25 protein-coding genes are annotated in these 24,458 nt (G+C 57.3%); 14 read left to right on the top strand and 11 right to left on the bottom strand.

Annotation, left to right across the window (positions count from 1 at the left end; all coding sequences use genetic code 11):
• Positions 1 to 13: 13 nt before the first annotated feature.
• From Q0932_RS11525 to hisD, 4 genes are read right to left on the bottom strand one after another with little or no spacing between them, the layout of a single operon-like run.
• The gene (locus tag Q0932_RS11525; protein WP_299352753.1) at positions 14 to 424 is read right to left on the bottom strand and encodes a universal stress protein; all 411 of its coding nucleotides are present in this window, start codon (positions 422 to 424) and stop codon (positions 14 to 16) included.
• A 27-nt stretch (positions 425 to 451) separates the two neighbouring features.
• Positions 452 to 1,432, bottom strand: coding sequence for an alcohol dehydrogenase catalytic domain-containing protein (locus tag Q0932_RS11520; RefSeq protein WP_299352750.1), 981 nt, complete (start codon positions 1,430 to 1,432; stop codon positions 452 to 454).
• Positions 1,429 to 2,190, bottom strand: a complete 762-nt coding sequence (locus Q0932_RS11515; protein ID WP_299352747.1) for an SDR family oxidoreductase — start codon at positions 2,188 to 2,190, stop codon at positions 1,429 to 1,431. The genes Q0932_RS11520 and Q0932_RS11515 overlap by 4 nt, the downstream gene beginning before the upstream one ends.
• Entirely contained in the window at positions 2,183 to 3,490 is a 1,308-nt protein-coding gene (hisD, locus tag Q0932_RS11510) for a histidinol dehydrogenase (RefSeq protein WP_299352743.1), read from the bottom strand. Before hisD ends, Q0932_RS11515 begins: the two co-directional genes overlap by 8 nt.
• Before the next feature lie 220 nt (positions 3,491 to 3,710).
• Between hisD and Q0932_RS11505 the strand changes: the two genes are divergently transcribed.
• A complete protein-coding gene (locus Q0932_RS11505) occupies positions 3,711 to 4,742 on the top strand; it encodes a LacI family DNA-binding transcriptional regulator (protein WP_299352740.1) in 1,032 nt (343 codons plus the stop codon).
• 20 nt (positions 4,743 to 4,762) lie between these two features.
• On the opposite strand, the gene Q0932_RS11500 is transcribed toward Q0932_RS11505, so the two are convergent.
• The 4 genes from Q0932_RS11500 to Q0932_RS11485 form a co-directional block, all read right to left on the bottom strand.
• A complete protein-coding gene (locus Q0932_RS11500; protein ID WP_299352737.1) occupies positions 4,763 to 5,776 on the bottom strand; it encodes a biotin-dependent carboxyltransferase family protein in 1,014 nt (337 codons plus the stop codon).
• A complete protein-coding gene (locus tag Q0932_RS11495; protein WP_299352734.1) occupies positions 5,773 to 6,465 on the bottom strand; it encodes an allophanate hydrolase subunit 1 in 693 nt (230 codons plus the stop codon). The genes Q0932_RS11500 and Q0932_RS11495 overlap by 4 nt, the downstream gene beginning before the upstream one ends.
• Entirely contained in the window at positions 6,465 to 7,229 is a 765-nt protein-coding gene (locus Q0932_RS11490) for a 5-oxoprolinase subunit PxpA (protein ID WP_299352732.1), read from the bottom strand. Before Q0932_RS11490 ends, Q0932_RS11495 begins: the two co-directional genes overlap by 1 nt.
• A 96-nt stretch (positions 7,230 to 7,325) precedes the next feature.
• Complete coding sequence (locus Q0932_RS11485; protein ID WP_299352729.1) at positions 7,326 to 8,114, bottom strand: SDR family NAD(P)-dependent oxidoreductase; 789 nt, start codon at positions 8,112 to 8,114, stop codon at positions 7,326 to 7,328.
• 138 nt (positions 8,115 to 8,252) lie between these two features.
• On the opposite strand from Q0932_RS11485, the gene Q0932_RS11480 reads away from it, so the two are divergent.
• From Q0932_RS11480 to Q0932_RS11430, 11 genes are all read left to right on the top strand, one after another.
• Positions 8,253 to 9,158: a LysR family transcriptional regulator gene (locus Q0932_RS11480; protein ID WP_299352726.1), complete on the top strand. Its 906-nt coding sequence runs from the start codon at positions 8,253 to 8,255 to the stop codon at positions 9,156 to 9,158.
• Between the two features lie 370 nt (positions 9,159 to 9,528).
• On the top strand, positions 9,529 to 11,493 hold the full coding sequence (gene acs / locus Q0932_RS11475; RefSeq protein ID WP_299352723.1) for an acetate--CoA ligase: 1,965 nt from the start codon (positions 9,529 to 9,531) through the stop codon (positions 11,491 to 11,493).
• Positions 11,494 to 11,498: 5 nt separating this feature from the next.
• Positions 11,499 to 12,182, top strand: coding sequence for an adenylate kinase (locus Q0932_RS11470; protein ID WP_299352720.1), 684 nt, complete (start codon positions 11,499 to 11,501; stop codon positions 12,180 to 12,182).
• Positions 12,183 to 12,260: 78 nt separating this feature from the next.
• Complete coding sequence (locus tag Q0932_RS11465) at positions 12,261 to 12,518, top strand: DUF4212 domain-containing protein (RefSeq protein WP_299352717.1); 258 nt, start codon at positions 12,261 to 12,263, stop codon at positions 12,516 to 12,518.
• Between the two features lie 15 nt (positions 12,519 to 12,533).
• Complete coding sequence (locus Q0932_RS11460; protein WP_299352714.1) at positions 12,534 to 14,297, top strand: sodium:solute symporter family protein; 1,764 nt, start codon at positions 12,534 to 12,536, stop codon at positions 14,295 to 14,297.
• A gap of 107 nt (positions 14,298 to 14,404) precedes the next feature.
• Positions 14,405 to 16,228 (top strand): DUF294 nucleotidyltransferase-like domain-containing protein, encoded by a 1,824-nt coding sequence (locus Q0932_RS11455; RefSeq protein WP_299352711.1) that lies wholly within the window; start codon positions 14,405 to 14,407, stop codon positions 16,226 to 16,228.
• 63 nt (positions 16,229 to 16,291) lie between these two features.
• The gene (locus tag Q0932_RS11450; RefSeq protein ID WP_299352708.1) at positions 16,292 to 16,822 is read left to right on the top strand and encodes a hypothetical protein; all 531 of its coding nucleotides are present in this window, start codon (positions 16,292 to 16,294) and stop codon (positions 16,820 to 16,822) included.
• Between the two features lie 2 nt (positions 16,823 to 16,824).
• Positions 16,825 to 18,243 (top strand): exonuclease domain-containing protein, encoded by a 1,419-nt coding sequence (locus Q0932_RS11445; RefSeq protein WP_299352705.1) that lies wholly within the window; start codon positions 16,825 to 16,827, stop codon positions 18,241 to 18,243.
• An 89-nt stretch (positions 18,244 to 18,332) separates the two neighbouring features.
• Positions 18,333 to 18,830: a flavin reductase family protein gene (locus tag Q0932_RS11440; protein ID WP_299352702.1), complete on the top strand. Its 498-nt coding sequence runs from the start codon at positions 18,333 to 18,335 to the stop codon at positions 18,828 to 18,830.
• A gap of 137 nt (positions 18,831 to 18,967) precedes the next feature.
• Positions 18,968 to 19,936, top strand: a complete 969-nt coding sequence (locus Q0932_RS11435) for a bifunctional enoyl-CoA hydratase/phosphate acetyltransferase (protein WP_299352699.1) — start codon at positions 18,968 to 18,970, stop codon at positions 19,934 to 19,936.
• Complete coding sequence (locus tag Q0932_RS11430; protein WP_299352696.1) at positions 19,933 to 21,099, top strand: acetate/propionate family kinase; 1,167 nt, start codon at positions 19,933 to 19,935, stop codon at positions 21,097 to 21,099. The genes Q0932_RS11435 and Q0932_RS11430 overlap by 4 nt, the downstream gene beginning before the upstream one ends.
• A 313-nt stretch (positions 21,100 to 21,412) precedes the next feature.
• Here Q0932_RS11430 and Q0932_RS11425 read toward each other — a convergent pair whose 3' ends face one another.
• Positions 21,413 to 22,102 carry a DUF1045 domain-containing protein gene (locus Q0932_RS11425; protein WP_299352693.1) on the bottom strand — a complete coding sequence of 230 codons (690 nt, stop codon included), beginning with the start codon at positions 22,100 to 22,102 and terminating at the stop codon, positions 21,413 to 21,415.
• 80 nt (positions 22,103 to 22,182) lie between these two features.
• On the opposite strand from Q0932_RS11425, the gene Q0932_RS11420 reads away from it, so the two are divergent.
• Positions 22,183 to 23,322: an alpha-D-ribose 1-methylphosphonate 5-triphosphate diphosphatase gene (locus Q0932_RS11420; protein WP_299352690.1), complete on the top strand. Its 1,140-nt coding sequence runs from the start codon at positions 22,183 to 22,185 to the stop codon at positions 23,320 to 23,322.
• A 96-nt stretch (positions 23,323 to 23,418) separates the two neighbouring features.
• Here the strand turns inward: Q0932_RS11420 and Q0932_RS11415 are convergent, their stop codons facing one another.
• On the bottom strand, positions 23,419 to 23,655 hold the full coding sequence (locus tag Q0932_RS11415; RefSeq protein WP_299352687.1) for a hypothetical protein: 237 nt from the start codon (positions 23,653 to 23,655) through the stop codon (positions 23,419 to 23,421).
• Positions 23,656 to 23,755: 100 nt separating this feature from the next.
• Here Q0932_RS11415 and Q0932_RS11410 point away from each other — a divergent pair, with 100 nt between their 5' ends.
• A complete protein-coding gene (locus Q0932_RS11410) occupies positions 23,756 to 23,995 on the top strand; it encodes a hypothetical protein (RefSeq protein WP_299352684.1) in 240 nt (79 codons plus the stop codon).
• An 85-nt stretch (positions 23,996 to 24,080) separates the two neighbouring features.
• Here the strand turns inward: Q0932_RS11410 and Q0932_RS20570 are convergent, their stop codons facing one another.
• Positions 24,081 to 24,383 (bottom strand): outer membrane beta-barrel protein, encoded by a 303-nt coding sequence (locus tag Q0932_RS20570; protein ID WP_366141413.1) that lies wholly within the window; start codon positions 24,381 to 24,383, stop codon positions 24,081 to 24,083.
• Positions 24,384 to 24,458 lie beyond the last annotated feature (75 nt).

The following is a 24,458-nucleotide window of genomic DNA, read 5'->3' as shown; positions in this document are numbered from 1 at the left end:
AAAGAGAATTGTTTCAGGAGCTTCGATAGACGTGAACCGCACAGGGGGCATGGCGCACCACGCGCGCCGCCGTAGTCCCCAAGAGATAGTCGCTCAAACCTGGTTTATGGGATCCCATGACAATGCAACCGACGCCATTTTCAGCTGAATAGTCAATAATCGTACGATAGGTATGGCCGGTGATGATCTCGGCTTTCAGGCCCTCGATCCCGTTGGTTTTTTCCGCGAGCAACGCTTTGGCCCGATCAAATGCCGCCTGCACTATTTCTTCGTCGAGATAGCTTTTGACGGTTCCTTCAGGTGCTTCATAAACGTGCAATGCAACGATCTCGCCGCCCGGTTTGCAGAGCGCCTTGGCGACGGCGAGCGTGGATTCCGAAAGATCGTGATCCAGCGCCATTGGGACCAAAATTTTATCATACATGTTGGTATTCCTTCTATTTGGTTTCCATCAGGCCCAAGGGCCCAACACGATTTTTGGCGCGGCAACGCTGCCATAGCGAAGATCACGGAACGCCTGAGCCCCGTCTGAGAGCGGCCGCTCTTCAATCCAGTCCAGCGGACCGAGCCTGCCATCAAAGATCGCCTGCGCCGTATCGCGGAAGTCCTGCGCAGTATAAGTGTAAGTGCCAATAAAAGTGATCTCTTGGAGAGTCATGCGCCGGATGTCCAATCCCCCGGCATCCTCGCCCAACCCGACGTGAACCACGACGCCGCCAGGTTCGACCGCTTCAGAGGCTGTGGCCCGGGTGGCGGCATATCCAACCGCATCGACAACCAAAGTGGCCGTGGAATTCAGCGTCTTAGTCACCTTCTGCCCACAACGCTCGGCCAGAAAGGCACGGCGCACATCATTGGGTTCGACAATGGCAACATCCTCAACGCCCATCGCATTGAGTGCCAGTGCCGCAGCAAGCCCAATGGCCCCGCCTCCCAACACAATGGCCCGGCGATCACCGTCCGGATGCAGCGCCTCAAGCCCCAGACGCACCGCGTGCCAGCTAACCGCAAGGGGTTCAGCCAGCGAAGCTTTTGCAAAGGGGATATCCTCGGGCACCGTCACCAGATTGCTGTCCGGCATGCTGACAAACTGCGCAAACGCGCCTTCACGTGGTGGCATGGATATGATCTGACGCGTGGGACAGAGGTTTTCGCGCCCAGACGTACAGGCAGCACAGGTGCCACAGGTGACCAGCGGATTGATTGTCACGCGGCGTCCGGTCTGTGGCCCGCACTCAACAGTGCCTGACGCTTCGTGCCCCAGAATCAGTGGCGCCGGTCGACGCGCATCATGGCCCAAATAGGCATGCATGTCCGAGCCACAAATGCCGACAGCTTCCACCCGGATCAGGTGTTCATCTTCTTTTGAAATGACCGGGGACACATCAACATAGTCTAGCGTCTCAACTCCTTGATAAACGAGCGCTTTCATTTTGCCGTGAACCCTCCGTCAACCATCAACACCTGCCCCGTGACAAATGACGACGCGTCGGAACAGAGAAACAGCAATGGCCCTGTCATGTCGTCTAAACGCCCGTTGCGCCCGATGCAGGTTTGCTCGGCATTTCGCGCCGCGCGGTCGTCATCCTGAAACACAGCTTGCGTCAGTTCGGTCGGGAAAAATCCGGGCCCGATGGCATTTGCCGTGATGCCAAATGGTGACCACGCTTCAGCCATTGCGCGGGTCAGCTGGGTGATCCCACCCTTGGTAGCGCCATAAGCGATGCCGCCGGGAAAGGCGCGGCTGCTTTGCAACGAGGCATAGGTGACGATCCGCCCCCAGCCTTTGGTCTTCATAGCCGGCACAAATGCCTGGCTAAGGAAAAACGGCGCCGAGAGGTTCAGTGCCAATGTTTGGTCCCAGCCCTCTGGGGTCACATCATCCGCCGCCTGCCGTGTGTTTACGCCCGCCGCATGCACTAGGATGTCGGGCGAGCCAAAGGGCGCGGCGATCCTGTCACACAGGTTGCCCAACTGATCGCGCGCTGCGACATCCGCCGTGACATAAGCTGCGGTATCGCCGATCTCGGCTGTCAAAAATTGCAGCGCGTCTTGGCGCCGCGCCACGACCACGACCTGCGCCCCAGCCGCCGCCAGATCCAGTGCCGCCTGCCGCCCAAGGCCAGAGCTGGCCCCGGTCACGCATGCAGTTTTGCCGGTAAGATCAAAAAGGGCTTTTGGATCAGCCATTTGCAGTCAAATCAAAGGTTTCATCTGGGAAGTACTTCGCCAGGCGGACATCGGCTGAGCGCGCATGCCCCTCCATGCCTTCCAGACGCGAAATCCGTGCTGTCGCCTCGGCCACGGGCTTGTACCCCTCGCGGGTGCCGCGCTGCCATGTCACGATCTTCATGTATTTGTGGACACTCAGGCCGCCGGTGTAGTTCGCCGCACCCGACGTGGGCAGCACGTGGTTGGTGCCCGCGGCCTTGTCGCCGTAAGACACGGTGCTTTCCTCGCCCAAGAAGAGCGAGCCATAACAGGTCAGCCGATCAAGCCACCAATCGATATCCTCGGCCATGACGGTGAGATGCTCAGGCGCATAGTCATCAGACGTGGCGGCCATTTCCTCACGGTCAGCACAAAGGATCACCTCGGCATAATCGCGCCAGGCAGCGGTGGCGTTCTCGCGGTTTACATCTGGTAAATCGTTGATGTAGTCCGGCACCTGCGCCATCACCTTTTCCGCCAATGCCCGGTCATCCGTGACCAACCACACTGGCGAGTTATAGCCGTGCTCAGCCTGGCTGACCAAATCAGTGGCAACGATATGAGCATCGGCGTCTTTATCGGCCAGAATAAGGCTGTCGGTTGGCCCCGCAATCATGTCGATGCCGACACGGCCAAACAGGATGCGCTTGGCTTCTGCCACGAACTGATTGCCAGGTCCGACCAGAATTTTTGCCTTGGGCAGACCAAAAAGCCCAAAGGTCATTGCCGCAACGCCCTGCACGCCCCCCATCGCCATGATCTTGTCGGCGCCACAGATGTGTGCCGCATAGATGATCGCCGGGGCCACGCCCTCGTCGGCGCGCGGCGGCGAGCAGGCGGTGATGTGTTTGCATCCTGCCACCTTGGCAGTGGTCACCGTCATGATGGCACTGGCGATGTGGCTGTAGCGCCCGCCGGGCACGTAACAGCCCGCGGCATCCACCGGAATTGCCTTTTGCCCTGCAATCACGCCCGGCACGACCTCGATCTCAACATTGGTGAGCGTGGCTTTCTGGGTCTCGGCAAAGCGTTTGACGTTGTTATGGGCAAACTGAATGTCCTGTTTGAGCTTTTCTGGCACCTTGGCACAAGCGGCTTCGACTTCTTCAGGTGTCAGCAGAACGTTGCCTTCGTACTTGTCAAACTTGGCCGCGTATTCAAGTGCTGCTGCATCTCTGCCCGCTTCGATGTCATCCAGAATGCCTTTGACAATGTCATGGGTCTCGGACGCGTTGGACTTGGCGGTCAACGAAGCCTTTTTCAGATATTCACGAGTCATTGCAGGAGTTTCCTATGTGTAGATGTCGGTCAAAGACTAGGCCAGGACTGCCAAGGCTTTGGAATGGTCAATAACAAATCCAACCCTTTTGCGATTCCCCAGAGTCAACGTATTTGACCTTCTTGTAAGCGCTTACATTGATTATGCAAGCGCTTACATTGATTTCTGGCTATTATTCATTTTTGTGATATGAACCCTCAAAAATTTGGAAACACAGACCATGTCTGACAGCCGAACGGCCCCAACATTGAACGACGTCGCACGGGAGGCCGGTGTCTCCACAGCGACCGTGTCGCGATGTCTGAACGCCCCTGACAAGGTGGTAGAGAAAACCCGCATCCGCGTCCTGAAAGCCGTCGACAGGCTGGGATACACGCCGAATTTCGCGGCGCAAGTCATGGCCGCCAAGCGTTCCTTTACCATCGGGGCGATTATTCCCACGATGGACAACGCCATCTTTGCGCGGGGGTTACAGGCGTTTCAGGATGAATTGCGTGACAGGGGATATACGCTGTTGGTGTCCAGTTCAGTCTATAGCCCTGAGATTGAGCAAGAACAGATCCGAGCGCTAGTGGCACGTGGTGCAGACGGGTTGCTTCTGATCGGACACGACCGCCCGAAAGAGGTCTATGACTATCTGGACCAGCATCAGGTGCCAGCGCTTGTGGCCTGGTCGCATCTGCCCGATGCCCTTCTGCCATCTGTCGGCTTTGACAACCACGGCGCGCTGCGCGGGATCACGGAGAAGGTCATTGATATGGGCCATCGCAACATTGCGATGATCTCGGGCGTAACAAAGGGAAATGATCGCGCTCGCGACCGAGTCAAAGGGCTTAGGGATGCTCTCAGAGAAAACGGATTGGACCCCGAACAGACGACGGTGATTGAAACCTCATATGACATTGAACAAGGGGCTTTGGCCTTTCGCGATCTGATGGCATCCACACCAAGACCTACCGCGATCATTTGTGGCAATGACGTTCTTGCCGTAGGGGCGATACGCGAAGCCCATAAACTGGGTATTGCGGTTCCGGATGAGGTCTCGATCACCGGGTTTGACGACATGGAACTGGCAAACGTCGTGACACCGTCCGTGACAACCGTTCATGTGCCGCATCGCGAAATGGGCCGCAAAGCAGCCCGTGAGTTGACCGAAATGGTCGCTGGGACTTCGAAAGGCCGCTCAACCTGCCTCGACACCTCGGTGGTGATGCGCGAGTCTTTGGGGCCACCGCCAAGCCAGGCCCGCTGACACTAGAAGGGCATGACGGCTTAGGGGTCGTTGTCCGTGACCACGCCGCTGATCAGGTTTTCACGCATCAAGCGTTGTTCAAGGGTGCCCTTTGGCACGGCAATTGCGTCCAGATATGACTGGCAGTTTGTCGCAAAAGCGCGCGTTTTCCGGATCCCCTCTTCCGGGGCAATCGCAGAAAATCTCACCTCGTCCCGCGCCCTCAATTGTCCCAATCGGTCTGCCTCATAAGACAGCAGCGTGGCTATCTTTGGGTAGCCTCCTGTCGTCTGGTGATCGGCCAAAAGTACAGTCGCGATCCCCTCTCCAGACACTTGAACGGATCCACGGGCCACGGGTTCGGAGGGAATTGAAAGCGCGCCGAGCAACGGCAGTTCCGGTCCAGTCAAACGCACGCCCATTCGGTCAAAGGCGTCTGACAACGCAAATTGCGCGGACACAAATTCGCTTACGGTCTTAGGTGAAAAATGCGCGTCCTGCGGTCCCAGAACCACTTGGAAGGTCGAGGTGTCCTCGACAAAGCTCGGGCGAACAATCGGGCCATGGCGATCATCTCGTCGCTGGGTCTGGGTGATCTCCAGAACCTGCCCGGACTGGAGCTGCCCGCCCCCAAAACCGGAACTGGCGTGAGTTGCAGCGTGTCCAAGCCATTGTTTTGATGACAGGTTCCCGGAAAACGCCAGATAGGTCCAACTGCCTGACATCCCCGGACGAATGCTGAGTTTGTCACCTGATTCAAGCGCAAAGATCAGCCAGCCCTGATCCTTTTCGCCGGACCGATCGACCGAAAAATCGCCTCCAGCCACAGCAAGCGAAAGGCTGCCCGAGATACATTCCAGCATCAAACCACCCATTGAAATCTCAATGCAGGGTGCGTCTGCCGGATTGCCCAGTGCAATGTTGGCAGCGGCAAAGGACAAACGATCCATCGGCCCAGACCCAGGAACACCAAAGCGCATCTGCCCTTGGCGTCCGGCATCCTGAACCGTCACCAATGGCCCAGCAAACTGAACCTTGAGGGTTGCCTCGCTCATCTTTCACCCCCGGTCTGTGCGCGCTCAAGCGTGGAACGGTCAATACGGACAAACTTCACACGGTCTCCGACATCGAACGGGAACGGCCGTGCAGGATCATCGCGCAAGATACGGGTCGCAGAGCGCCCTATGATCGACCAGCCCGTGGGCATCTTGAGCGTGGTGACCAGACATTGCGGTCCTGCAATCAGAACACTGCCGGCAGCGATGTCGCGAACGGCGGCGGGCTTGCGCGGCACCTGCAGTTTCTCGGGCAAGCCAGAAAGATAGGCATAACCTGGAGCGAACCCATACATGCCGACGCTGAACTCAGCGGCAAGGTGCATGTTAATCGCTGCCTCCACCGACTGCCCGGTGGCCTCGGCGACGCGCATCAGGTCTGGTGCAAGATCATCTCCGTCATAGCAGACCTCGACCTCATGGGTACGTCCAGTACTCTCAGCCTTGCTCGTGTTTTTGAGTAAGGGCCGGATCGCCGCTTCAATACGGGCATGGTCCGTGACCAAAGGATCAAATTCGACCAGCAGATTGACAAAGGCAGGTATCGTTTCCTGCACGCCTTGGGGCATTTGCGCATTGATAGCACGATCAAGCGCCTGCACACGCGCAGTCAGATCATCGCTGATCTGGTCGCCCAATTGCACCAAGACCGCGTGATCCGCGACGGGTTTAAAAACTGCAGCAGTCATCAGGTCGGCGACAGGAATGGCTTCAGCGCTACGCCTTCGGCCTGCAGGCGGGCTCGGACCTCGCGCGCCATGGCCACGGCACCGGGGCTGTCCCCATGCACGCAGATCGACTGCGCCTTGAGGGGGATCGGATCGCCGTCAATCACCGGCATCTCACCACTTTTCAGAAAGGCAACCAAGCGGTCTGCTGCCACAGCAGCGTCATGAATCATGGCGCCGGGCTGGTCACGCGGCACAAGCTGGCCGGTGCTCAGATATCCGCGATCGGCAAATATCTCTGAGAAAACAGGCACATCCGCGGCGCGCGCAGCCTGTTCAGTACACGTGCCGGAAATCGCGAGGATGGCGAGTGTCGGATCAATCTGGCGCACGGTCTCGGCGATGGCGCGGGCAACGTCCGGATCACGCGCAGACAGGTTACCCAGCGCGCCATGCGGTTTCACATAGCGCACTTTGACAGGCACCATACGGGCAACCGATGTCAGCGCGCCTATCTGTGCCGCGACCATACGGCCAATCTCATCCGGGTTCATCGGGATGACCCGACGGCCAAAGCCTTCGCGGTCATTGAACCCTGGATGCGCGCCAACACAGACCCCGCGTTCGGCCGCGAGCTTTAGCGTGGTGAACATGGTTTCCGGATCACTGGCATGGCCGCCACAGGCGATATTGGCGCTGTTGACCACATCCAGCATGGCCGGATCATCCCCCATGTTCCAGGGGCCAAAACTTTCGCCGAGGTCAGAATTCAAATCAATCTGCATGACACACTCCGAACTGCTGATTGTCACAGGCTCTGGTCATATCGGTATCACGCCGGATCGGGGGCGTCTGCCCCCTTTTGGTCTGATCCCCCGGGGTCAGTCGGGCGTTACGGCCAATTCAGCAAGAGCTGTCATCACAGCCTTGCAGTGCTCTGGGTCCTCGGCGGCCGGATGCGGTGCTGCAAAGGCCCCGGAATCATTATCAAAATAGCGCCCGGACATATTTGCAAAACTGTCATCCAGTGCTGCGCGGCGCAGAATGTCTGCCCCGATGCCCAAGTCATTGCCTGCAACACCAAAGCCCTCTTTCACCATCTTTGAGGCCAGCAAAGATCCTGGATTGACCGAAACGATCACGGGTCCCTCTGGCAGGGATTTGGCGCATTCTTGCGACCAGATTGTCAACGCCAGTTTTGATTGCGCATAGGCCGCGAAGTCGTCCAGTTGCCCCTGACCGGACATGGCGGCAATATCCACCGGCGCTTGCGCGGCAGTTGAGAGGTTCACGACGCGCCCGGTTGACGGGATGATCGGCATCAATAGGTTGGTCAGCAAAGCTGGCGCAAAACTGTTGACGACAAAGCGCGTATCGAACCCGGTCTCTGTTCGTGTGTGCGGGGTTTTGTAGACACCGGCATTGTTGATGAGGACATCCAGCACGGGATGATCTGCCTTAACCTGCTGCGCCAGCCCCACGACCGCCTGCAGGTCGGACATATCGGCCAAATACCCCTGCGCATGCCCATCGAGACCGTCCAAAGCCGCCTTTAATCGCTCAGGGTTGCGCCCATGCAGCAAGACCTTGTGACCCTCGCCCGCAAGCCGCTGGGCCGTCAACAGCCCGATCCCATCAGTTGAGCCTGTGATGAGAATGGTTTTTGTCATGGCGTTAATCCTTTGTCTGATACCTTCAGGGATCCGCTACTCGCGGTCCGTCTAACTCGCTTCACCCTGACATAGCCACTTCAACTTCTATATAAATACCGTATTCTCGTAATTATAATTCGAATTTTGGATATAATCATGGATACAGATGCCCTGCGTTTGTTTGTTTTGGCCGCCGAAAAGCTGAACATCAGCGCCGCTGGGCGTGAGTTGGGACTGGCCCCTGCCGTGTCGAGCGCACGATTGGCCAAGCTGGAACACACTCTTGGGGCAGACCTTTTGCACCGGTCGACGCGCAAAGTCTCGTTGTCTCAGGAGGGGGCTGACTTTCTACCTTTTGCGCGAGAAATTCTGGCACAGGAAGATGCAGGACGCGCGGCCTTGGGTCTGGGGCAGCCGGATGTGACAGGCACCCTGCGTTTCACCGCGCCCAGCACGTTTGCCCAACTCTACATCGCGCCGATCCTCGCAGACTTTCAGTGCCAGTATCCGGGCATCACGCTGGACCTGCGTCTTTCAGACCGGCAATTCGACCTGATCGAAGGCAGCTTTGACCTCGCAGTTCGCAATTTGCCGATGGAGGACACCAGTCTCAAAGGGCGCAAGCTGGCAGAAGATCCTCGCGTTCTGTGCGCCGCCCCCGCCTATCTTGAGGCCAACGGCACGCCTGCGACGCCCGAAGACCTGATGCAGCACCGGCTTGTGGCCTTTCGCGATCAATCCCCAAAGACGCTGCAAGGACCAGAGGGGCAGACCGGCGCATTCGATCCTCGGAGATCCAAGGGAACGCTCATCGTGGATGACGGGCTCACGCAGAAACTGGTCACGGTCGCGGGTGCCGGGATATCTGCGAATTCTTTATGGAGCGTGCATCAAGAGTTGGCAACGGGAACGCTGGTACGTGTGCTGCCCCAGTATGACATTGCCGATCGCTCTGCGCTCTGGCTGGTCTACCCAAAGTCGAATGTCCTATCCGCCAAAGTCCGGGTGTTCATGGATTTCCTGCTAAGCAGGATCACGACGCCATCGGAATGCGGACGGTAATCTGCAATTCTGTGAATACGATTCCGTACAGCCTCTGGTGCATACATTTGTATACCGAAACACTTTGTCACACCTCCGTAGTTCTGGGTATCTGCGCTAACAGTCCGGACCATTGACAATGCGTTGCAAACCTTGGGCTTCGGGTTTGACTCATAATCGATTGCTTTTCTTGGGAATTTTCACTCACAAACCCGTGAGTTTACAAAAATCACCCTAAAACTGGAAAACTTTTTACAAAAACTTCCTTTCCTTTCGGCATGTTATTTCAAAATTTTCAGTCTCGACTATGATCCTTGCAAAGCTGGATAACCCGTTTTTTGCATCTGTTCGGCCCCGTATGGGCCCTAAATTTCTAGAGGGAGGAGCCTCAATGTCTTCTGATGCCACTGTAAACCCCACCTACCCACCGTCTGCTGAGATGGTCGCCCGCGCCCATGCGGACGAAGCGAAGTATAATGAGATGTACGCAGCGTCGATCAATGATCCCGAAGCGTTCTGGGGCGAGCATGGCAAGCGTGTCGACTGGATCAAGCCCTTTACCAAGGTGAAAAACACATCGTTCGAGCCTGGCAAGATCGACATCAAGTGGTTCGAAGACGGCACGCTGAACGTGTCTGCCAACTGCATCGACCGTCACCTTGAGACCCGCGGCAACCAGACCGCGATCATCTTTGAACCTGATGATCCCAAAGAGCAGGCCCAGAGCATTTCCTATTCGGACCTGCACCGCCGCGTCTGCCGCATGGCCAACATCCTTGAAGATCTGGGCGTGCGCAAAGGCGACCGCGTCATTATCTACCTCCCGATGATCCCCGAAGCGGCCTATGCGATGCTGGCCTGTGCCCGTATCGGCGCGATCCACTCTATCGTTTTTGCAGGCTTCTCCTCGGACGCCCTGTCGGCTCGCGTCAATGGCTGTGACGCCAAAGTTGTCATCACCGCCGACACTGCACCGCGCGGTGGCCGCAAGACGCCGCTGAAGTCGAACGTCGATGCTGCGCTGCTGCACTGTAAAGACACAGTGAAGTGCCTTGTCGTAAAGCGCACCGGCGATCAAACCACTTGGATCGATGGTCGTGACTACGACTACAACGAGATGGCGTTTGAAGCCGACGACTACTGCAAGCCCGTTGAGATGAGCGCCGAAGATCCGCTGTTCATTCTCTACACTTCTGGTTCGACCGGTCAGCCTAAAGGCGTTGTACACACAACCGGCGGCTACCTCGTTCAGGCGGCTATGACCCATGAATATGTCTTCGACTACCACGATGGTGACATCTACTGGTGTACCGCTGACGTGGGCTGGGTGACTGGCCACAGCTATATTGTCTATGGCCCGCTGGCCAACGGCGCGACCACGCTGATGTTCGAAGGTGTACCGACCTACCCGGATGCGTCGCGCTTCTGGCAGGTTTGCGAAAAGCATAAAGTAAACCAATTCTACACCGCCCCAACCGCACTGCGCGCGCTGATGGGTCAGGGCAACGAGTATGTTGAGAAGTGTGATCTGTCGAGCTTGCGCGTGCTGGGCACCGTGGGTGAGCCGATCAACCCTGAAGCCTGGAACTGGTATTACAACGTCATCGGCGGCGGCAACTGCCCGATCGTTGACACATGGTGGCAGACCGAAACCGGCGCCCACATGATGACCCCCCTGCCCGGCGCCCACGCAACCAAGCCTGGCTCAGCGATGAAACCGTTCTTTGGAGTGCATCCGGTTGTTCTGGATCCGCATTCGGCCGAGATCATCGAAGGCAATGGCGTCGAGGGTGTTCTGTGTATGGCCGACAGCTGGCCGTCGCAAATGCGCACCGTTTGGGGTGACCACGAGCGTTTTGAGAAGACCTATTTCTCGGACTACAAAGGCTATTACTTTGCCGGTGACGGCTGCCGTCGCGACGAAGGTGGCGACTATTGGATCACCGGTCGTGTCGATGACGTGATCAACGTCTCGGGTCACCGTATGGGCACCGCCGAAGTTGAAAGCGCACTGGTGGCACATGCTGCCGTGGCCGAAGCCGCCGTGGTCGGCTACCCGCACGACATCAAGGGTCAGGGCATCTATTGCTACGTCACCCTGATGAATGACCAAGAGCCAACCGAAGAGCTGCGTCAGGAACTGCGCAAATGGGTCCGTACCGAGATTGGCCCGATTGCCAGCCCCGACCTGATCCAATGGGCCCCCGGCCTGCCAAAAACCCGTTCGGGCAAGATCATGCGTCGCATCCTGCGCAAGATTGCTGAAAACGATTATGGCTCGCTGGGTGATACCTCGACTTTGGCAGAACCCGCCGTGGTTGATGACCTCATCGAAAACCGTATGAACAAAGGTTAATTCCCATGCTCGACAATGTTGGAACCGCAGCGCCGGTTCTGATCCTTCTCGGCCCTCCCGGGGCCGGGAAAGGAACCCAGGCGCGCGTATTGGAAGAAAAATTTGGCCTTGTGCAGCTCTCGACAGGTGACCTTTTGCGGGCCGCCGTGGCCGCGGGTACCGAGGCTGGCCTGGCCGCCAAGGCCGTGATGGAAGCCGGTGATCTGGTCAGCGATGAGATCGTGATCAACATCCTGCGTGATCGTCTTCAGGACGACGATTGCGCCAAGGGCGTGATCCTTGACGGCTTTCCACGCACGACCGTTCAAGCAGAAGCCTTGGACGTTCTGCTGGCTGAAAGCGGTCAAAAGATCAACGCCGCGATCAGCCTTGAGGTTGAAGACGCAGCCATGGTGACCCGGATTTCGGGCCGCTACACCTGTGGCGCTTGCGGCGAAGGATATCACGACGAGTTTAAGCAGCCCGCCAAGGATGGCGTCTGCGACAAATGCGGAGGCACGGAGATGAAACGCCGCGCCGACGACAATGCCGAAACCGTGGCCAGCCGACTTGAGGCTTACCACGCGCAGACGGCACCGCTTATTGCCTATTACGATGGCAAGGGCGCCCTGCAAACAGTCGATGCGATGGGAGACATCAAAGCGATTGCAGGAAATCTGAGCGCGATTGTCGAAAAGGCAACCGCGTAAAGGGGAAGTTGTAAGGCAGGCCCCTACTGCATGGGGGCTGGTCTTATGGAGGAAACGGAAAAGAGGGAGGAGCCTTTCATGGCCGACAACTCATCCAGCAACGCATATTGGTCCGCCAACTTGCGCATCATTAAAATCAGCCTCGTTATCTGGGCGCTGGTTTCTTTCGGGTTCGGCATCCTGCTGCGCCCACTACTGTCCGGCATTTCTGTCGGCGGGACTGACCTGGGCTTTTGGTTTGCCCAGCAAGGGTCAATCCTGGTCTTTCTGGCGCTGATCTTTTTCTACGCCTGGCGGATGAACAAACTCGACGCCGAACACGGCGTAGAAGAGTAAGGGGCACAGGGACAGATGGATCAGTTTACTCTTAACTGGATTTTCATTGGCGCGTCCTTCGCGCTTTACATCGGCATCGCAATCTGGGCTCGCGCCGGATCGACGTCGGAATTTTATGCGGCGGGTCGCGGCATTCACCCGGTCACCAACGGTATGGCGACAGCGGCTGACTGGATGTCAGCGGCCTCGTTCATCTCGATGGCGGGTTTGATTGCCTTTACCGGCTATGACAACTCGTCCTTCCTGATGGGTTGGACCGGTGGTTACGTTCTTCTGGCACTGCTGCTTGCGCCATACCTGCGCAAATTCGGCAAATACACCGTGTCGGAATTCATCGGCGACCGTTTCTACAGCCCGACCGCCCGCATGGTGGCCGTGATCTGTTTGATCGTTGCCTCGACCACCTACGTGATCGGTCAGATGACCGGTGTTGGTGTTGCCTTTGGTCGCTTCCTTGAAGTGGACAAAACAACCGGCCTGTTCATCGGTGCCGCAGTTGTGTTTGCTTACGCCGTTTTCGGCGGCATGAAGGGTGTGACGTACACTCAGGTTGCGCAGTACTGCGTTCTGATCATTGCCTACACCATTCCGGCGATCTTTATCTCGCTGCAACTGACCGGCAACCCGATCCCGGGTCTGGGTCTGTTTGGTGACCACGTTGCGTCGGGTGAGCCTCTCTTGGCGAAACTGGACATGCTGGTCGAAGAGCTTGGCTTTAACAGCTACACCGGACACCATGCGGACACGCTCAACATGGTTCTGTTCACGCTGTCGCTGATGATCGGTACCGCCGGTCTGCCACACGTGATCATGCGCTTCTTCACCGTGCCAAAAGTGGCTGACGCCCGTTGGTCGGCTGGTTGGACGCTGGTGTTCATCGCATTGTTGTACCTGACGGCTCCTGCTGTTGGTGCCATGGCGCGTCTGAACCTGATCACAACCGTTTATCCGGATGGCACAGCATCGGCTCCGATCGACTATGAAGCCCGTCCTGACTGGATGGCGACATGGGAAACCACAGGTCTGCTGAAGTTCGAAGACAAGAACGGCGACGGCAAAATCCAGTGGTATAACGACAAGTCGGACTCCTTTGCCGAAACTGCTGCTGAGCGTGGCTGGGAAGGCTCTGAGCTGAACGTGAACCGCGATATTCTGGTTCTGGCCAACCCTGAGATTGCACAGCTTCCGGGCTGGGTGATTGCGCTGGTCGCTGCCGGTGGTCTTGCCGCCGCGCTGTCGACAGCTGCGGGTCTGTTGCTCGCGATCTCGTCTGCGGTGTCTCACGACCTTATCAAGGGCGCGATCAACCCCGGCATTTCGGAAAAAGGCGAACTGTTGTCCGCCCGAATTGCGATGGCCGTGGCGATCTGTGTGGCAACCTATCTGGGTCTCAACCCTCCGGGCTTTGCAGCGCAAACCGTGGCTCTGGCCTTTGGTCTGGCCGCTGCGTCGATCTTCCCGGCTCTGATGATGGGTATCTTCACCAAGGTGAACAACAAGGGTGCCGTTGCCGGCATGCTGACCGGCCTGATCGTGACCCTGGTCTACATCTTCATGCACAAAGGCTGGCTGTTCATTCCGGGCACCAACCAGTTCACAGATGCTGACCCACTCCTTGGTACGATCAAATCGACCTCGTTCGGTGCGATCGGTGCACTGCTTAACTTTGCAGTTGCCTTCGCTGTTTCGAAATCGTCGGATCCAATTCCCGCCGAGATCGAAGAGCTGGTCGAAAGCGTTCGCGTCCCCAAAGGCGCTGGCGCCGCTCAGGACCACTAATCACCATGGCGGGCCGCCCAACTGCGACGGCCCGCCATCTGTTAAATCAGTCCTGTCCGGTGTAAACTGGGCAGGACTTTTTTCTTTATCTTTCAAGGCCGTTTTCCATGCCCCTCACCCAAGATCAGGTCATTCGATTCCTGAAATCCGTCCATCCCTATGATGCCTTGCCCGAAGGCGCTGTTGAGACGCTCGCACCGCTCTTTGAGCCTTGGGAAATCGAGCAGGATTTCTCGGTCTACGATTATGGTGAAAAGCTGCCCGGACTGTTTCTGGTCTATGAAGGTATGATCGAAATTCGCGACGAAAATGACGTCGTGGTCTCGCATTTAGGCATTCGCAATTCTTTTGGCGAGCGCGGCCTGCTGCGCGATGGTGTCGCCGTCACCAGCGCCCGCGCAGATGAACATTCCGTCGTTCTGGTTCTGCCGCCCATCGCGTTTTACAAGCTCATCGAAGAGCACGCGCCAGCCAAGAAATTCTTTGACCGTACCCGCATTGAAAAGCCACGCGAGGCCTCGCTGGCGACCAGTTTGGTCGACACGCTGATGGCCCATAATCCGGTATCCTGCGGTCCGGAAACCACGGCGCAGGACGCCGCCAGTTTGATGCGAGACAAACGCATCTCATCGCTTTGTGTCACTGAAGGCACGGCGCTGACAGGCATTCTGACAACCCGTGATCTGTCAGGCAAAGTTCTGGCCAGGGCCATGCCGGTCACCACCCCTGTCCGTGACGTCATGACGGCCAATCCCGTGACTCTAGCCCCCAACGCCATTGGTTCAGACGTGTTGCACACGATGATGGAAATGGGCATCGGCCACGTGCCGATTGTTGAAGGCGGCAAGCTCGTCGGCATCGTCACCCAGACCGACCTCACCCGTTTTCAGGCTGTCAGCTCGGCGGAGTTGGTCAGCGAAATCGCTCATGCCAAGACGCCCGACGAGATGGCCGAGGTCACGGCACGTATTCCGCAACTCTTGGTGCAACTGGTGGCTGGCGGCAACCGGCACGAAGTGGTCACCCGTCTGATCACCGACATCGCCGATACTGCTACGCGACGCCTGTTGACGCTGGCCGAAGAGAAACTGGGCACGCCCCCGGCCCCTTATCTGTGGCTGGCCTGCGGCAGTCAGGGGCGTCAGGAACAGACCGGCGTCAGCGATCAGGACAACTGCCTGATCCTGCACGACATGGTCACAGACGACGACATGCCATATTTCCATGCGCTGGCAAAGTTCGTCACCGATGGGTTGAACACCTGCGGTTACGTCTATTGCCCCGGCGACATGATGGCCACGAACCCACGCTGGTGCCAGCCGATGAGGGTTTGGAAAGAGTATTTCTCGGGCTGGATCAACACCCCCGACCCCGAGGCGCAAATGCTGGCCTCGGTCATGTTCGATCTGCGCCCGATCGGAGGCCACAAGCATCTGTTCGAAGATCTTCAAGAAGGCACCCTGAAACGCGCAAGTGAGAATTCGATCTTTGTTGCACACATGATTTCCAACTCGCTGAAGCATCAGCCGCCTTTGGGGCTGTTGCGGGGGTTTGCGACGATCCGCTCGGGCGAGCACAAAAACCAGCTGGACATGAAACACAACGGCGTTGTGCCGATTGTCGATCTGGCCCGCATTTACGCGCTGCAGGGGCAGCTGACCGCCGTTAACACACGGGCGCGGCTGGAAGCGGCCGAAGCCGCCGGAGTCCTATCAAAATCCGGCGCCCGCGATTTGCTGGACGCCTATGATCTGATCGCCGAAACACGGCTGTTGCATCAGGCCAATCTGGTCAAGGATGGCAAAGCGCCGGACAACTATCTGTTGCCCGCCGAACTGTCAGATTTCGAGCGCAGCCACCTGCGCGACGCTTTCGTGGTGGTGAAAACACTGCAATCTGCCATCGGACATGGCCGGGGCATGCTAAGTTAAAGGACACGCGGTTCGACCCCGCCTCGGAGGAGTGGCGGGTGTCAGAGCTTTGGGAGGACGCAAATGTTTATGACACTGGTCGCCACTTTTCTGGCGGGGATCGCAGCAGCAGGTTTGGTCATGCTGCTCAATCACTTGCTGGGAAAAACCACGGGGCGCACCCTGCCCCGCTGGTTCACGCCCATTGCCGCTGGCGCCGCGATGATCGTTGCCACAATCTCAAATGAATACGGTTGGTATTCCACAACCCGCAGCAATCTGCCGGATGAGTTTGCCATCGTGCAAACTGTTGAGAGCCAAGCGTTCTATCGTCCCTGGACCTATATCAAACCCTTCGTGGATCGCTTTGTCGCGGTTGATACGGCCTCAATCCGCACGCATGACGCCCAGCCAGAGATGCGTTTGGCAGACACCTATTTCTATGGACGTTGGGCACCAATCAACAAGATCTCGGTCCTTGCCGATTGCGCGAACGGGCGACGGGCAGCATTGATGGATGCCATCACCTTTGAGGAGGATGGCACTGTCAGCGGCGCAGACTGGATCGCTGCACCGCAAGACGATCCCGTATTGACCACAATCTGTAGAGGTTAGCGATGTTTACGTCTCTGAGTTTGCGCGTTCGGATATTCCTGTTTTTCTGCCTCATTGGGTTGGGCGGCGCGGCCTTGGTGTTGCTGGCCATCTATGTCGGCTACCAACGTTCATTGGACGGAGACGTGATGTCTGCCTTTGTGCTGACTGGAGCGCTGTCAGGTTTTGGTCTAATCGCCCTCACGGTCGGGGTCTGGATGCTGTTTGACGAAAACGTCGCCAAACCCATCGAGCGGCTGGCCGCCACCATGCGCACCCGCGCCCACGCCGGGGTTGAGCAACAGGTTGATACCCATGCCGCACGCTATCTGGGTGATCTGGCACCTGCCGCAGAAGCGGTCTCGACAGTGCTAAGCCAAACCGCGCTGGACACGGCAGAAGCAGTGGCGGCCGAAACCTCGCGACTGGCCTCGGAAAAAGAGCGCCTGACTGCACTTTTGACCGAGATTCCGGTGGCCATGATTTTGGTCAGCCCGAACCACCAGATCGTGCTGTATGACGGTCAGGCCGCCGAGGCACTGAGCCAGATTCACACACCCCGCCTGAATGCGTCGGTTTTTGATTACTTCAAGGAAAAATCTCTCAAGGCGGCCTATAAGAAGCTGATCACAACAGGCATGGATGTGTCCTTCATTGCGGAAGGCACCGAAAACAAGCTGACCTTTGATGCCCGCCTGAAACCCTTGGGGCATGCGCCGGGATACATGATCCTGATTGACGATGAGCACGCCCAGATCCTGCCAGACGCGGCCCGTCCTCTGGTCTATGATTTTGACCTAATGGAACGCGAAGTTCAGGCTGAGGCCGCGATTGAAGATACACCGCTCAACAAGCTGACATTTGCGGTTTTTGACACCGAAACCACCGGGCTTTTGCCACATAAGGATGAGATCGTACAAATCGGTGCGGTGCGTGTTCTGAATGGGAAGATGGTGCCGGGCGAAGAGATCAACCAACTGGTCAACCCCGGCATGAAGATCCCACCTGCATCAACCAAGGTGCACAAGGTCACAGATCAGATGGTGGCCGAAGCGCCTGACATCCACATCGCCTCGCAGCGGTTTCATACCTTTGCCAAAGAGGCGGTGATTGTGGCGCACAACGCGCCGTTTGACATGGCCTTTCTGCGCCGTCACGGCAAAACCAACGGGTTGGATTGGAACCACCCGATCATCGACACGGTTCTCTTGAGCGCGGTTCTGTTTGGCGCGAGCGAAACCCACACGCTGGATGCGCTATGCGAACGGTTGAACGTGACGATCCCGGCCGAGTTGCGCCATACGGCCCTGGGGGATGCAGTCGCCACTGCCGAAGTGCTCTGTCTGATGCTGCCAATGCTGCAATCGCGTGGCTTTCATACCTTTGGACAGGTTGTTGAACAGACACGAAAACATGGTCGACTGCTCGAAGATCTGAACTAGTTCACCGGACAAACCGCTTGCGCATGGCTGGTTTTCGCGTAAAGGCGGTCGGACACGCGCAGATCAGATCATCAGTGGCAGGCTAAGACATGGCACGACACTTCGCCCCCGGTTCAGAAAACACCCGCGATTTTCGCGACGCCTTGGGCTGTTTTGCCACTGGCGTGACCGTTGTGACGGCCCCCGGCGACCCCAGTGGGATTGGTATGACCGCCAATTCGTTTTCGTCGATTTCACTCACGCCACCATTGGTGCTGTGGTCGCCATCAAAACACTCGCTGCGCTACCCGTTTTTTGCCAAAGCCGAACGGTTCGCAATTCACGTAATGCGATCGGATCAAAAGGACCTCGCATTGGATTTTGCCCGTCGCGGTGATGCCTTTGACCGTGTCGATCATGAGATTGGTAAGAACGGCCTACCTCTGATCAACGATTGCCTTGCGCGCTTCGAGTGCCGCACCAGCGCACTGCATGATGGCGGCGATCACGTGATCATCGTCGGACATGTCGAGCAGGTTCTGTTGAACGAAGGCACACCGCTGGTGTTTGCCCAAAGCGGCTATGGGGCTTTTGCACCGGGCGACTAAACCTTGCCGATGCACCGACCTTGATTTCCTTGCATAACGGGATTTCGCGATCGTCAGAAAAAATTCACTGGTACGGGGTCACTGGGCGGCTCATATGAGGCATAGTTGTTCAATGCGCCGCGAGACAGGAGACGCCCGTGACTTTGCCAAATGATGCCGCTGACATAGGGGCTCTGCCCGAGATGGGGGATCGTTTCGCAACGATGCTCAAAGCCACGCGCCCATTGACGCCGATTGTGACGGCTGTTGTTCACCCTTGTGACGCCGCCTCTCTCAAAGGAGCTCTGGTGGCGTGGGATCAGGCACTCATCAGCCCGATCCTTGTTGGCCCAAAGGCCCGCATCGAAAAAGCCGCAGTAGATGCGGGGCTGGATATTTCAGATGTAGAGATCGTGGCCTCAGAGCACAGCCACGACTCGGCGCGTAAAGCAGTTGAACTGGTGCATGCTGGCCGCGCCGAGGCCCTGATGAAAGGGGCCTTGCACACCGACGAAGTCATGAGCGAGGTGGTGCACCGCGAACGTGGCTTGCGCACAGCTAGACGCATGAGCCATATCTTTGTGCTGGATGTGCCACGCTATTCCAAGCCGCTGCTGATCTCGGATGCGGCGATCAACATCTTTCCGGACTTGCAGACCAAAGCCGACATCATTCAAAACGCTATTGAGCTGGGACATGCCCTGGGTGTCGACCTGCCCAAAGTGGCGATCCTCTCGGCGGTGGAAACCATTTACCCCAAGATCCCCTCAACCGTGGAAGCCGGCGCGCTTTGCAAAATGGCAGATCGTGGTCAGATCACGGGCGGCTTGCTGGACGGGCCTCTGGCCTTTGACAATGCTGTCTCGAAAGACGCCGCCGAAGCCAAGGGGATTGTGTCCGACGTTGCCGGGGACCCGGATATCCTGATTGCCCCTGACCTTGAGGCGGGAAACATGATCGCCAAACAATTGATGTATCTCGCAGGCGCCGAAAGCGCGGGCATCGTGATGGGCGCGCGCGTACCTGTCATGCTGACCAGCCGCGCTGACGGCACCCTGTCGCGCCTGATCTCGGCAGCCCTTGCTCAACTGGTGGTCCACCACCGCCTAGGAAAGACCATCCTGTGACCAAAGCCATCCTTGTTCTGAATGCTGGGAGCTCCTCGGTCAAATATGGCGTGTTCCGGGCCGAGGCTGGAAACGAATTGCTGATGAAAGGCGTGATCGAACGGATTGGTGCAGGCGCTGAATTGCGCGAGGGGGAACGCCACGAAAAGCTGCCCTTGTCCGAGACAGCTGGCCATGTGGACGTTCTGCAATGGCTGGCGACGGACCTTTCGGGGCGTATCGGCAATATCGAAGTGGTCGCGGCCGGGCACCGTGTTGTGCATGGCGGACAAGAGTTCGACCACAGCACTCTGATAACAGCAGACGTGATCGAACAAATCCGACTGTTGTCACCGCTTGCCCCGGCGCATCAGCCACATAACCTCGCTGGGATTATCGCGTTGGGGTCGGTCTGGCCGGACATCCCGCAAGTCGCCTGTTTCGACACCGCCTTTCATCGCACACAACCGCGGTTGGCGCAGATGTTTGCCCTACCCCGTGCTTTGACCGCCGAGGGCGTGCTGCGCTACGGCTTCCACGGGTTGAGCTATGACTACATCGCCTCGCAATTGCCCAAACACTTGGGTGACGCAGCCAACGGGCGGGTGATCGTCCTGCACCTGGGCCACGGCGCCAGCATCTGCGGAATGGTCAATCGCCAAAGCATGGCGACCACGATGGGATTTACCGCGCTCGACGGGTTGATGATGGGCAAACGCTCGGGCGACGTCGACCCCGGCGTGATTTTTTTCCTGATGCGAGACAAGGGTTTATCTCTGAAAGAGGCCGAAGAGGTCATCTCGAACGAATCCGGTCTTTTGGGGGTTTCGGGAATCAGCAGCGACATGCGCGATCTGACCGCCAGCAATGATCCTGCCGCAACCGAAGCCGTGGATTTGTTCTGCTATCGTGCCGCGCGGCAGGTCGGATCCATGGCCGGGGCTATTGGCGGTGCCGATGCGATTGTCTTTACGGCAGGTGTTGGGGAAAACGCCATCGCCGTGCGCGAAAAGATCCTGGCACGGTGCACATGGCTTGGGCTTGAGATTGACTATGCGGCCAATGCCAGCGGCGGGCCGCGGATCACGACCCATGACAGCGCGATCAGCGCTTGGGTGATCCCCACCAACGAAGAACGTGTGATTGCCGCACAGACTTATGAGCTGATCGACGGCCTGTCTTAGCTTTTGGCGAGATGATGCGGCGATCGTAGAAGCGCTGGAGGTGGCAACAAGACACCTCCAGCGGTTCCACAATCAGACCGCGTCGTCCAGAGACACAGATGCGGAGCGGACTTTGTAAATCAGCGCCACACTGAACACGACCAGAAGAATGTTCGTAATAGCAAACATGGTTTCTATTCCTTCACTTTTTTCTAGTTTCGCCCGCATTGCCTAGCGCAAGAAAGCGGCAAGAAGATGATCGAAACACGCTGAAAATCAGCCCCGATGTGTCAGATTGTGTCCCTTTGATGCCACGCTAGGACGCAAATTGTGGTCAGCCGGTCAACGCAAAACGGCGCAATACGTGAAAGCGCCCAGCCTCACCTTCACCAAACAGGCACAGGTCTTTAAGCACGAACGGACGCGGCAACAATGGGGCCAGAACGGGCGTCAAAGACGTGCGGACCGGATCGATCATGGCCTTGGGCAACTTGCCGGTCAGCGTCAGATGGAAACGAAAATCGTCCATCACGTAAGGATAGCCCCAGCGCATCAGGTTGGCCTCTTGTCTGGCGCTTAGCCGGGCAGCCCGACGCCGAGCCAACTCTTCGGGTATCAGGTCGGCGCGGTGGCCATCAAGATCGCGCACCACCTCTGACGCAAGAGCCGCGAGCTCGGTCGTATCCCCAACGGGCACCAACGCCAAAAACCGACCAATCTGGTTCAGCTCCAAGCCTTCCATCGAGACAGGGGCCTGACGTTTTGCCAGCGCTGCAAGGTCGTTCTCAAGCGCTGCGCGGGTGCTGGTCTTCGCCAGTCGAAATGGCGGTTTCAACGTACCATGAAACCCGTATTTGCGCGGAGTGGCCGTGATATCTTCGAAAGTCATCGGCAGACCGGACATGCTCGGAGGTTGACAGGATACCCCGCGCGTCGCGTCCCAGCCCAACCATCGGTTGGCAAAATCACTAAATGCGCCTTCTTGAGGGGCGAAATAGACTGCAAATCGAGTATACTCTGTCATAAGACCGGACCTAGCGCTTTCTCATCACACTTCGATGACAGAGGCGTGCCAGTCAACCGGTGACGTAAACAGGACCAGCCATGCGCGACATGATTTTGACCAACGCCCGCATCGTTTTGCCGACCGAGGTCATTCATGGCACGCTGAGAATCCGCGAGGGCTGGATCTCTGATGTGTCCACCGGCGCAACCGCTGTGTCTGGGGCTGAGGACATGGAAGGTGACCTGGTGATCCCCGGTCTGATTGAATTGCACACCGACAACCTGGAGCGGCATATTCAGCCTCGCCCCCATGTAGATTGGCCCCACGCCGCGGCAATCCTGGCTCATGATGGTGAGATGGCCAGCGTTGGCATCACCACGGTCTTTGACGCCATGCGGGTTGGATCCGTCCCATCCGGTCACAATCGGTACGCCCAATATGCCCGCAAGCTTGCGACGGAACTCTGGGAAATTCGCGCGGCCAATGGCTTGCGGATATCTCATTTCCTGCATTTGCGCGCTGAGGTTTGCTCGGAAACGCTGGTCGAGGAGTTGTCAGAGTTCAGTGCTGATGATCGTGTGGGCATTGTCAGCCTGATGGATCACACCCCCGGCCAACGCCAGTTCCGCGACTTGGACAAGCTAAAGGCCTATGTGCAGGGCAAACAAGGCATGAATGAACGCGAATACGAAGAGCACATCGCCCTGCTCTATACCTTGCGAGAAACCAACGGCGACACGCACGAAGCTGAGGCAGTCGCCGCCGCCAAGCGTTTTGGTGCGGTTCTGGCCAGCCATGACGATACCACCGCCGAACATGTGGCCAAGAGTGCCGCGCATGGCATCCAGCTGGCCGAGTTTCCCACCACGGTTGAGGCTGCAGACGCGTGTCAGGCCCAAGGTATCGCCGTGATGATGGGTGCGCCAAATCTGATCCGCGGTGGATCACACTCTGGCAACGTGGCCGCACATGAATTGGCGGGCCGTGGGGTTCTGGACATCCTGTCTTCGGACTATGTCCCTTCGGCCCTGATGACCGGTGCCTTTTTGCTGGCAGACCTATGGGACGACCTGCCCCGTGCAATCGCGACCGTCACCAACGCGCCCGCACGAGCCACCGGTCTGACCGATCGCGGCCGCCTTGAAGTGGGATTGCGGGCTGATTTAGTCCGGGTTGGCAATACTCTGGGCAATCCGGTCGTGCGTGGCGTCTGGGCTCATGGCCGCCAGATTGGTTGAACACAGAAGCATTTCAGACTGTCTGCGGGTTGGAAAACCCAACAAAACCTACTCAGTACCGCGGCGATGATGAACTGGCTTCTCGTTTGCACCCTTCTAGAGAACCACGATCGAGTCGTAAACATGAACGGCTCTCAGATTTTCACCAGTTGAAAGCACGTTGAAACCGCGATTGTGGTACCAATGGTGGATGTCGTCGATCATAGACTTCACTACAGTCATGAAGCTGCCGCGTGTCTGGTAGCCACCGGAGTAATTTGCCCAATAGGAAGCGTGTGTGTCTTCAATCATGTAGAGACCGCCATCACTCAGTTTGGGGAATAGAACGTCCAAACTCTCTCGTATGTGTACGGAATCATGACTGCCGTCATCAAGAACGACGTCTGACGGAGGCGCGGATACTTTTGTGTTCCGGGAAAGCAACGGGTACTTCATGGACACAATCACCGATATCCAAGGTTTTGGTGTGCATCGAGATCAGATTGACGTCTCCGATTTTGATATTCTCGCAGGATATGTGGACCGTGAAAGCTGGCAGGAAGAAAACGTATCCCGCGGCTCTGATGGTAGCGTTGTGATCAGACTGTCCAATTCGCAACGCATTTCAGTCCTGGATCACCAAGAACGCGGGGATAGTTTTGAAGAGTATGTCATGGATCTCTTCGTCTTTTAGACCGGAGTTCCCCGTTTGAATTGCAAGGATGACATCCAGAGAACTCTGGGTGTCATCGTTTTTTTGGGGGGTTGGAAAGAGCTGGTTAGTTTAGGTGGATTGTAACTCCAAGTCCAAACGTGGCACCTGCATAATCACGCAAGAAGATATTGGACTCATTCTCATCCCATCCGACACGTGCAAAGCCTGTGATCCGATCAGAGAACCTTTTTGTAACTTCAACCTCTGCTTTTAATCGCATCTCATCCCGATCTATCGGAAGAAGGGCTGAAAAAGGCCCTTTGTAGGCCCGTTGGTAAACTGCAAATCCGCCGCTGATCGAAAGATCCTTGCGAAGGGCGCGTTTTACCCGAAAGCGCAAACCATACTCGTCGTAACTGTATTTGATAGTGAGCAGCCCTATCTGACGGGTCCAAGTTGATTGTTAGTGCATGATCGGCCTGGGTTCCATTGGTATGATGGT

The organism is uncultured Shimia sp. (assembly GCF_947498095.1).
GTDB lineage: Bacteria > Pseudomonadota > Alphaproteobacteria > Rhodobacterales > Rhodobacteraceae > Shimia.
This window is presented reverse-complemented; position numbering and strand designations above follow the sequence as displayed.

What these genes read in the sequence shown, in the direction of transcription:
- Q0932_RS11455 (WP_299352711.1), top strand. Translation starts at nt 14,405, where the DNA reads ATGCCCCTCACCCAAGATCAGGTCATTCGATTCCTGAAATCCGTCCAT.
- Q0932_RS11490 (WP_299352732.1), bottom strand. Translation starts at nt 7,229, where the DNA reads ATGCAGATTGATTTGAATTCTGACCTCGGCGAAAGTTTTGGCCCCTGG.
- Q0932_RS11485 (WP_299352729.1), bottom strand. Translation starts at nt 8,114, where the DNA reads ATGACAAAAACCATTCTCATCACAGGCTCAACTGATGGGATCGGGCTG.
- Q0932_RS11465 (WP_299352717.1), top strand. Translation starts at nt 12,261, where the DNA reads ATGGCCGACAACTCATCCAGCAACGCATATTGGTCCGCCAACTTGCGC.
- Q0932_RS11515 (WP_299352747.1), bottom strand. Translation starts at nt 2,190, where the DNA reads ATGGCTGATCCAAAAGCCCTTTTTGATCTTACCGGCAAAACTGCATGC.
- Q0932_RS11460 (WP_299352714.1), top strand. Translation starts at nt 12,534, where the DNA reads ATGGATCAGTTTACTCTTAACTGGATTTTCATTGGCGCGTCCTTCGCG.
- Q0932_RS11470 (WP_299352720.1), top strand. Translation starts at nt 11,499, where the DNA reads ATGCTCGACAATGTTGGAACCGCAGCGCCGGTTCTGATCCTTCTCGGC.
- hisD (WP_299352743.1), bottom strand. Translation starts at nt 3,490, where the DNA reads ATGACTCGTGAATATCTGAAAAAGGCTTCGTTGACCGCCAAGTCCAAC.
- Q0932_RS11440 (WP_299352702.1), top strand. Translation starts at nt 18,333, where the DNA reads ATGGCACGACACTTCGCCCCCGGTTCAGAAAACACCCGCGATTTTCGC.
- Q0932_RS11410 (WP_299352684.1), top strand. Translation starts at nt 23,756, where the DNA reads ATGGACACAATCACCGATATCCAAGGTTTTGGTGTGCATCGAGATCAG.
- Q0932_RS11525 (WP_299352753.1), bottom strand. Translation starts at nt 424, where the DNA reads ATGTATGATAAAATTTTGGTCCCAATGGCGCTGGATCACGATCTTTCG.
- Q0932_RS11420 (WP_299352690.1), top strand. Translation starts at nt 22,183, where the DNA reads ATGCGCGACATGATTTTGACCAACGCCCGCATCGTTTTGCCGACCGAG.
- Q0932_RS11445 (WP_299352705.1), top strand. Translation starts at nt 16,825, where the DNA reads ATGTTTACGTCTCTGAGTTTGCGCGTTCGGATATTCCTGTTTTTCTGC.
- Q0932_RS11450 (WP_299352708.1), top strand. Translation starts at nt 16,292, where the DNA reads ATGTTTATGACACTGGTCGCCACTTTTCTGGCGGGGATCGCAGCAGCA.
- acs (WP_299352723.1), top strand. Translation starts at nt 9,529, where the DNA reads ATGTCTTCTGATGCCACTGTAAACCCCACCTACCCACCGTCTGCTGAG.
- Q0932_RS11500 (WP_299352737.1), bottom strand. Translation starts at nt 5,776, where the DNA reads ATGAGCGAGGCAACCCTCAAGGTTCAGTTTGCTGGGCCATTGGTGACG.
- Q0932_RS11495 (WP_299352734.1), bottom strand. Translation starts at nt 6,465, where the DNA reads ATGACTGCTGCAGTTTTTAAACCCGTCGCGGATCACGCGGTCTTGGTG.
- Q0932_RS11520 (WP_299352750.1), bottom strand. Translation starts at nt 1,432, where the DNA reads ATGAAAGCGCTCGTTTATCAAGGAGTTGAGACGCTAGACTATGTTGAT.
- Q0932_RS11505 (WP_299352740.1), top strand. Translation starts at nt 3,711, where the DNA reads ATGTCTGACAGCCGAACGGCCCCAACATTGAACGACGTCGCACGGGAG.
- Q0932_RS11480 (WP_299352726.1), top strand. Translation starts at nt 8,253, where the DNA reads ATGGATACAGATGCCCTGCGTTTGTTTGTTTTGGCCGCCGAAAAGCTG.
- Q0932_RS11425 (WP_299352693.1), bottom strand. Translation starts at nt 22,102, where the DNA reads ATGACAGAGTATACTCGATTTGCAGTCTATTTCGCCCCTCAAGAAGGC.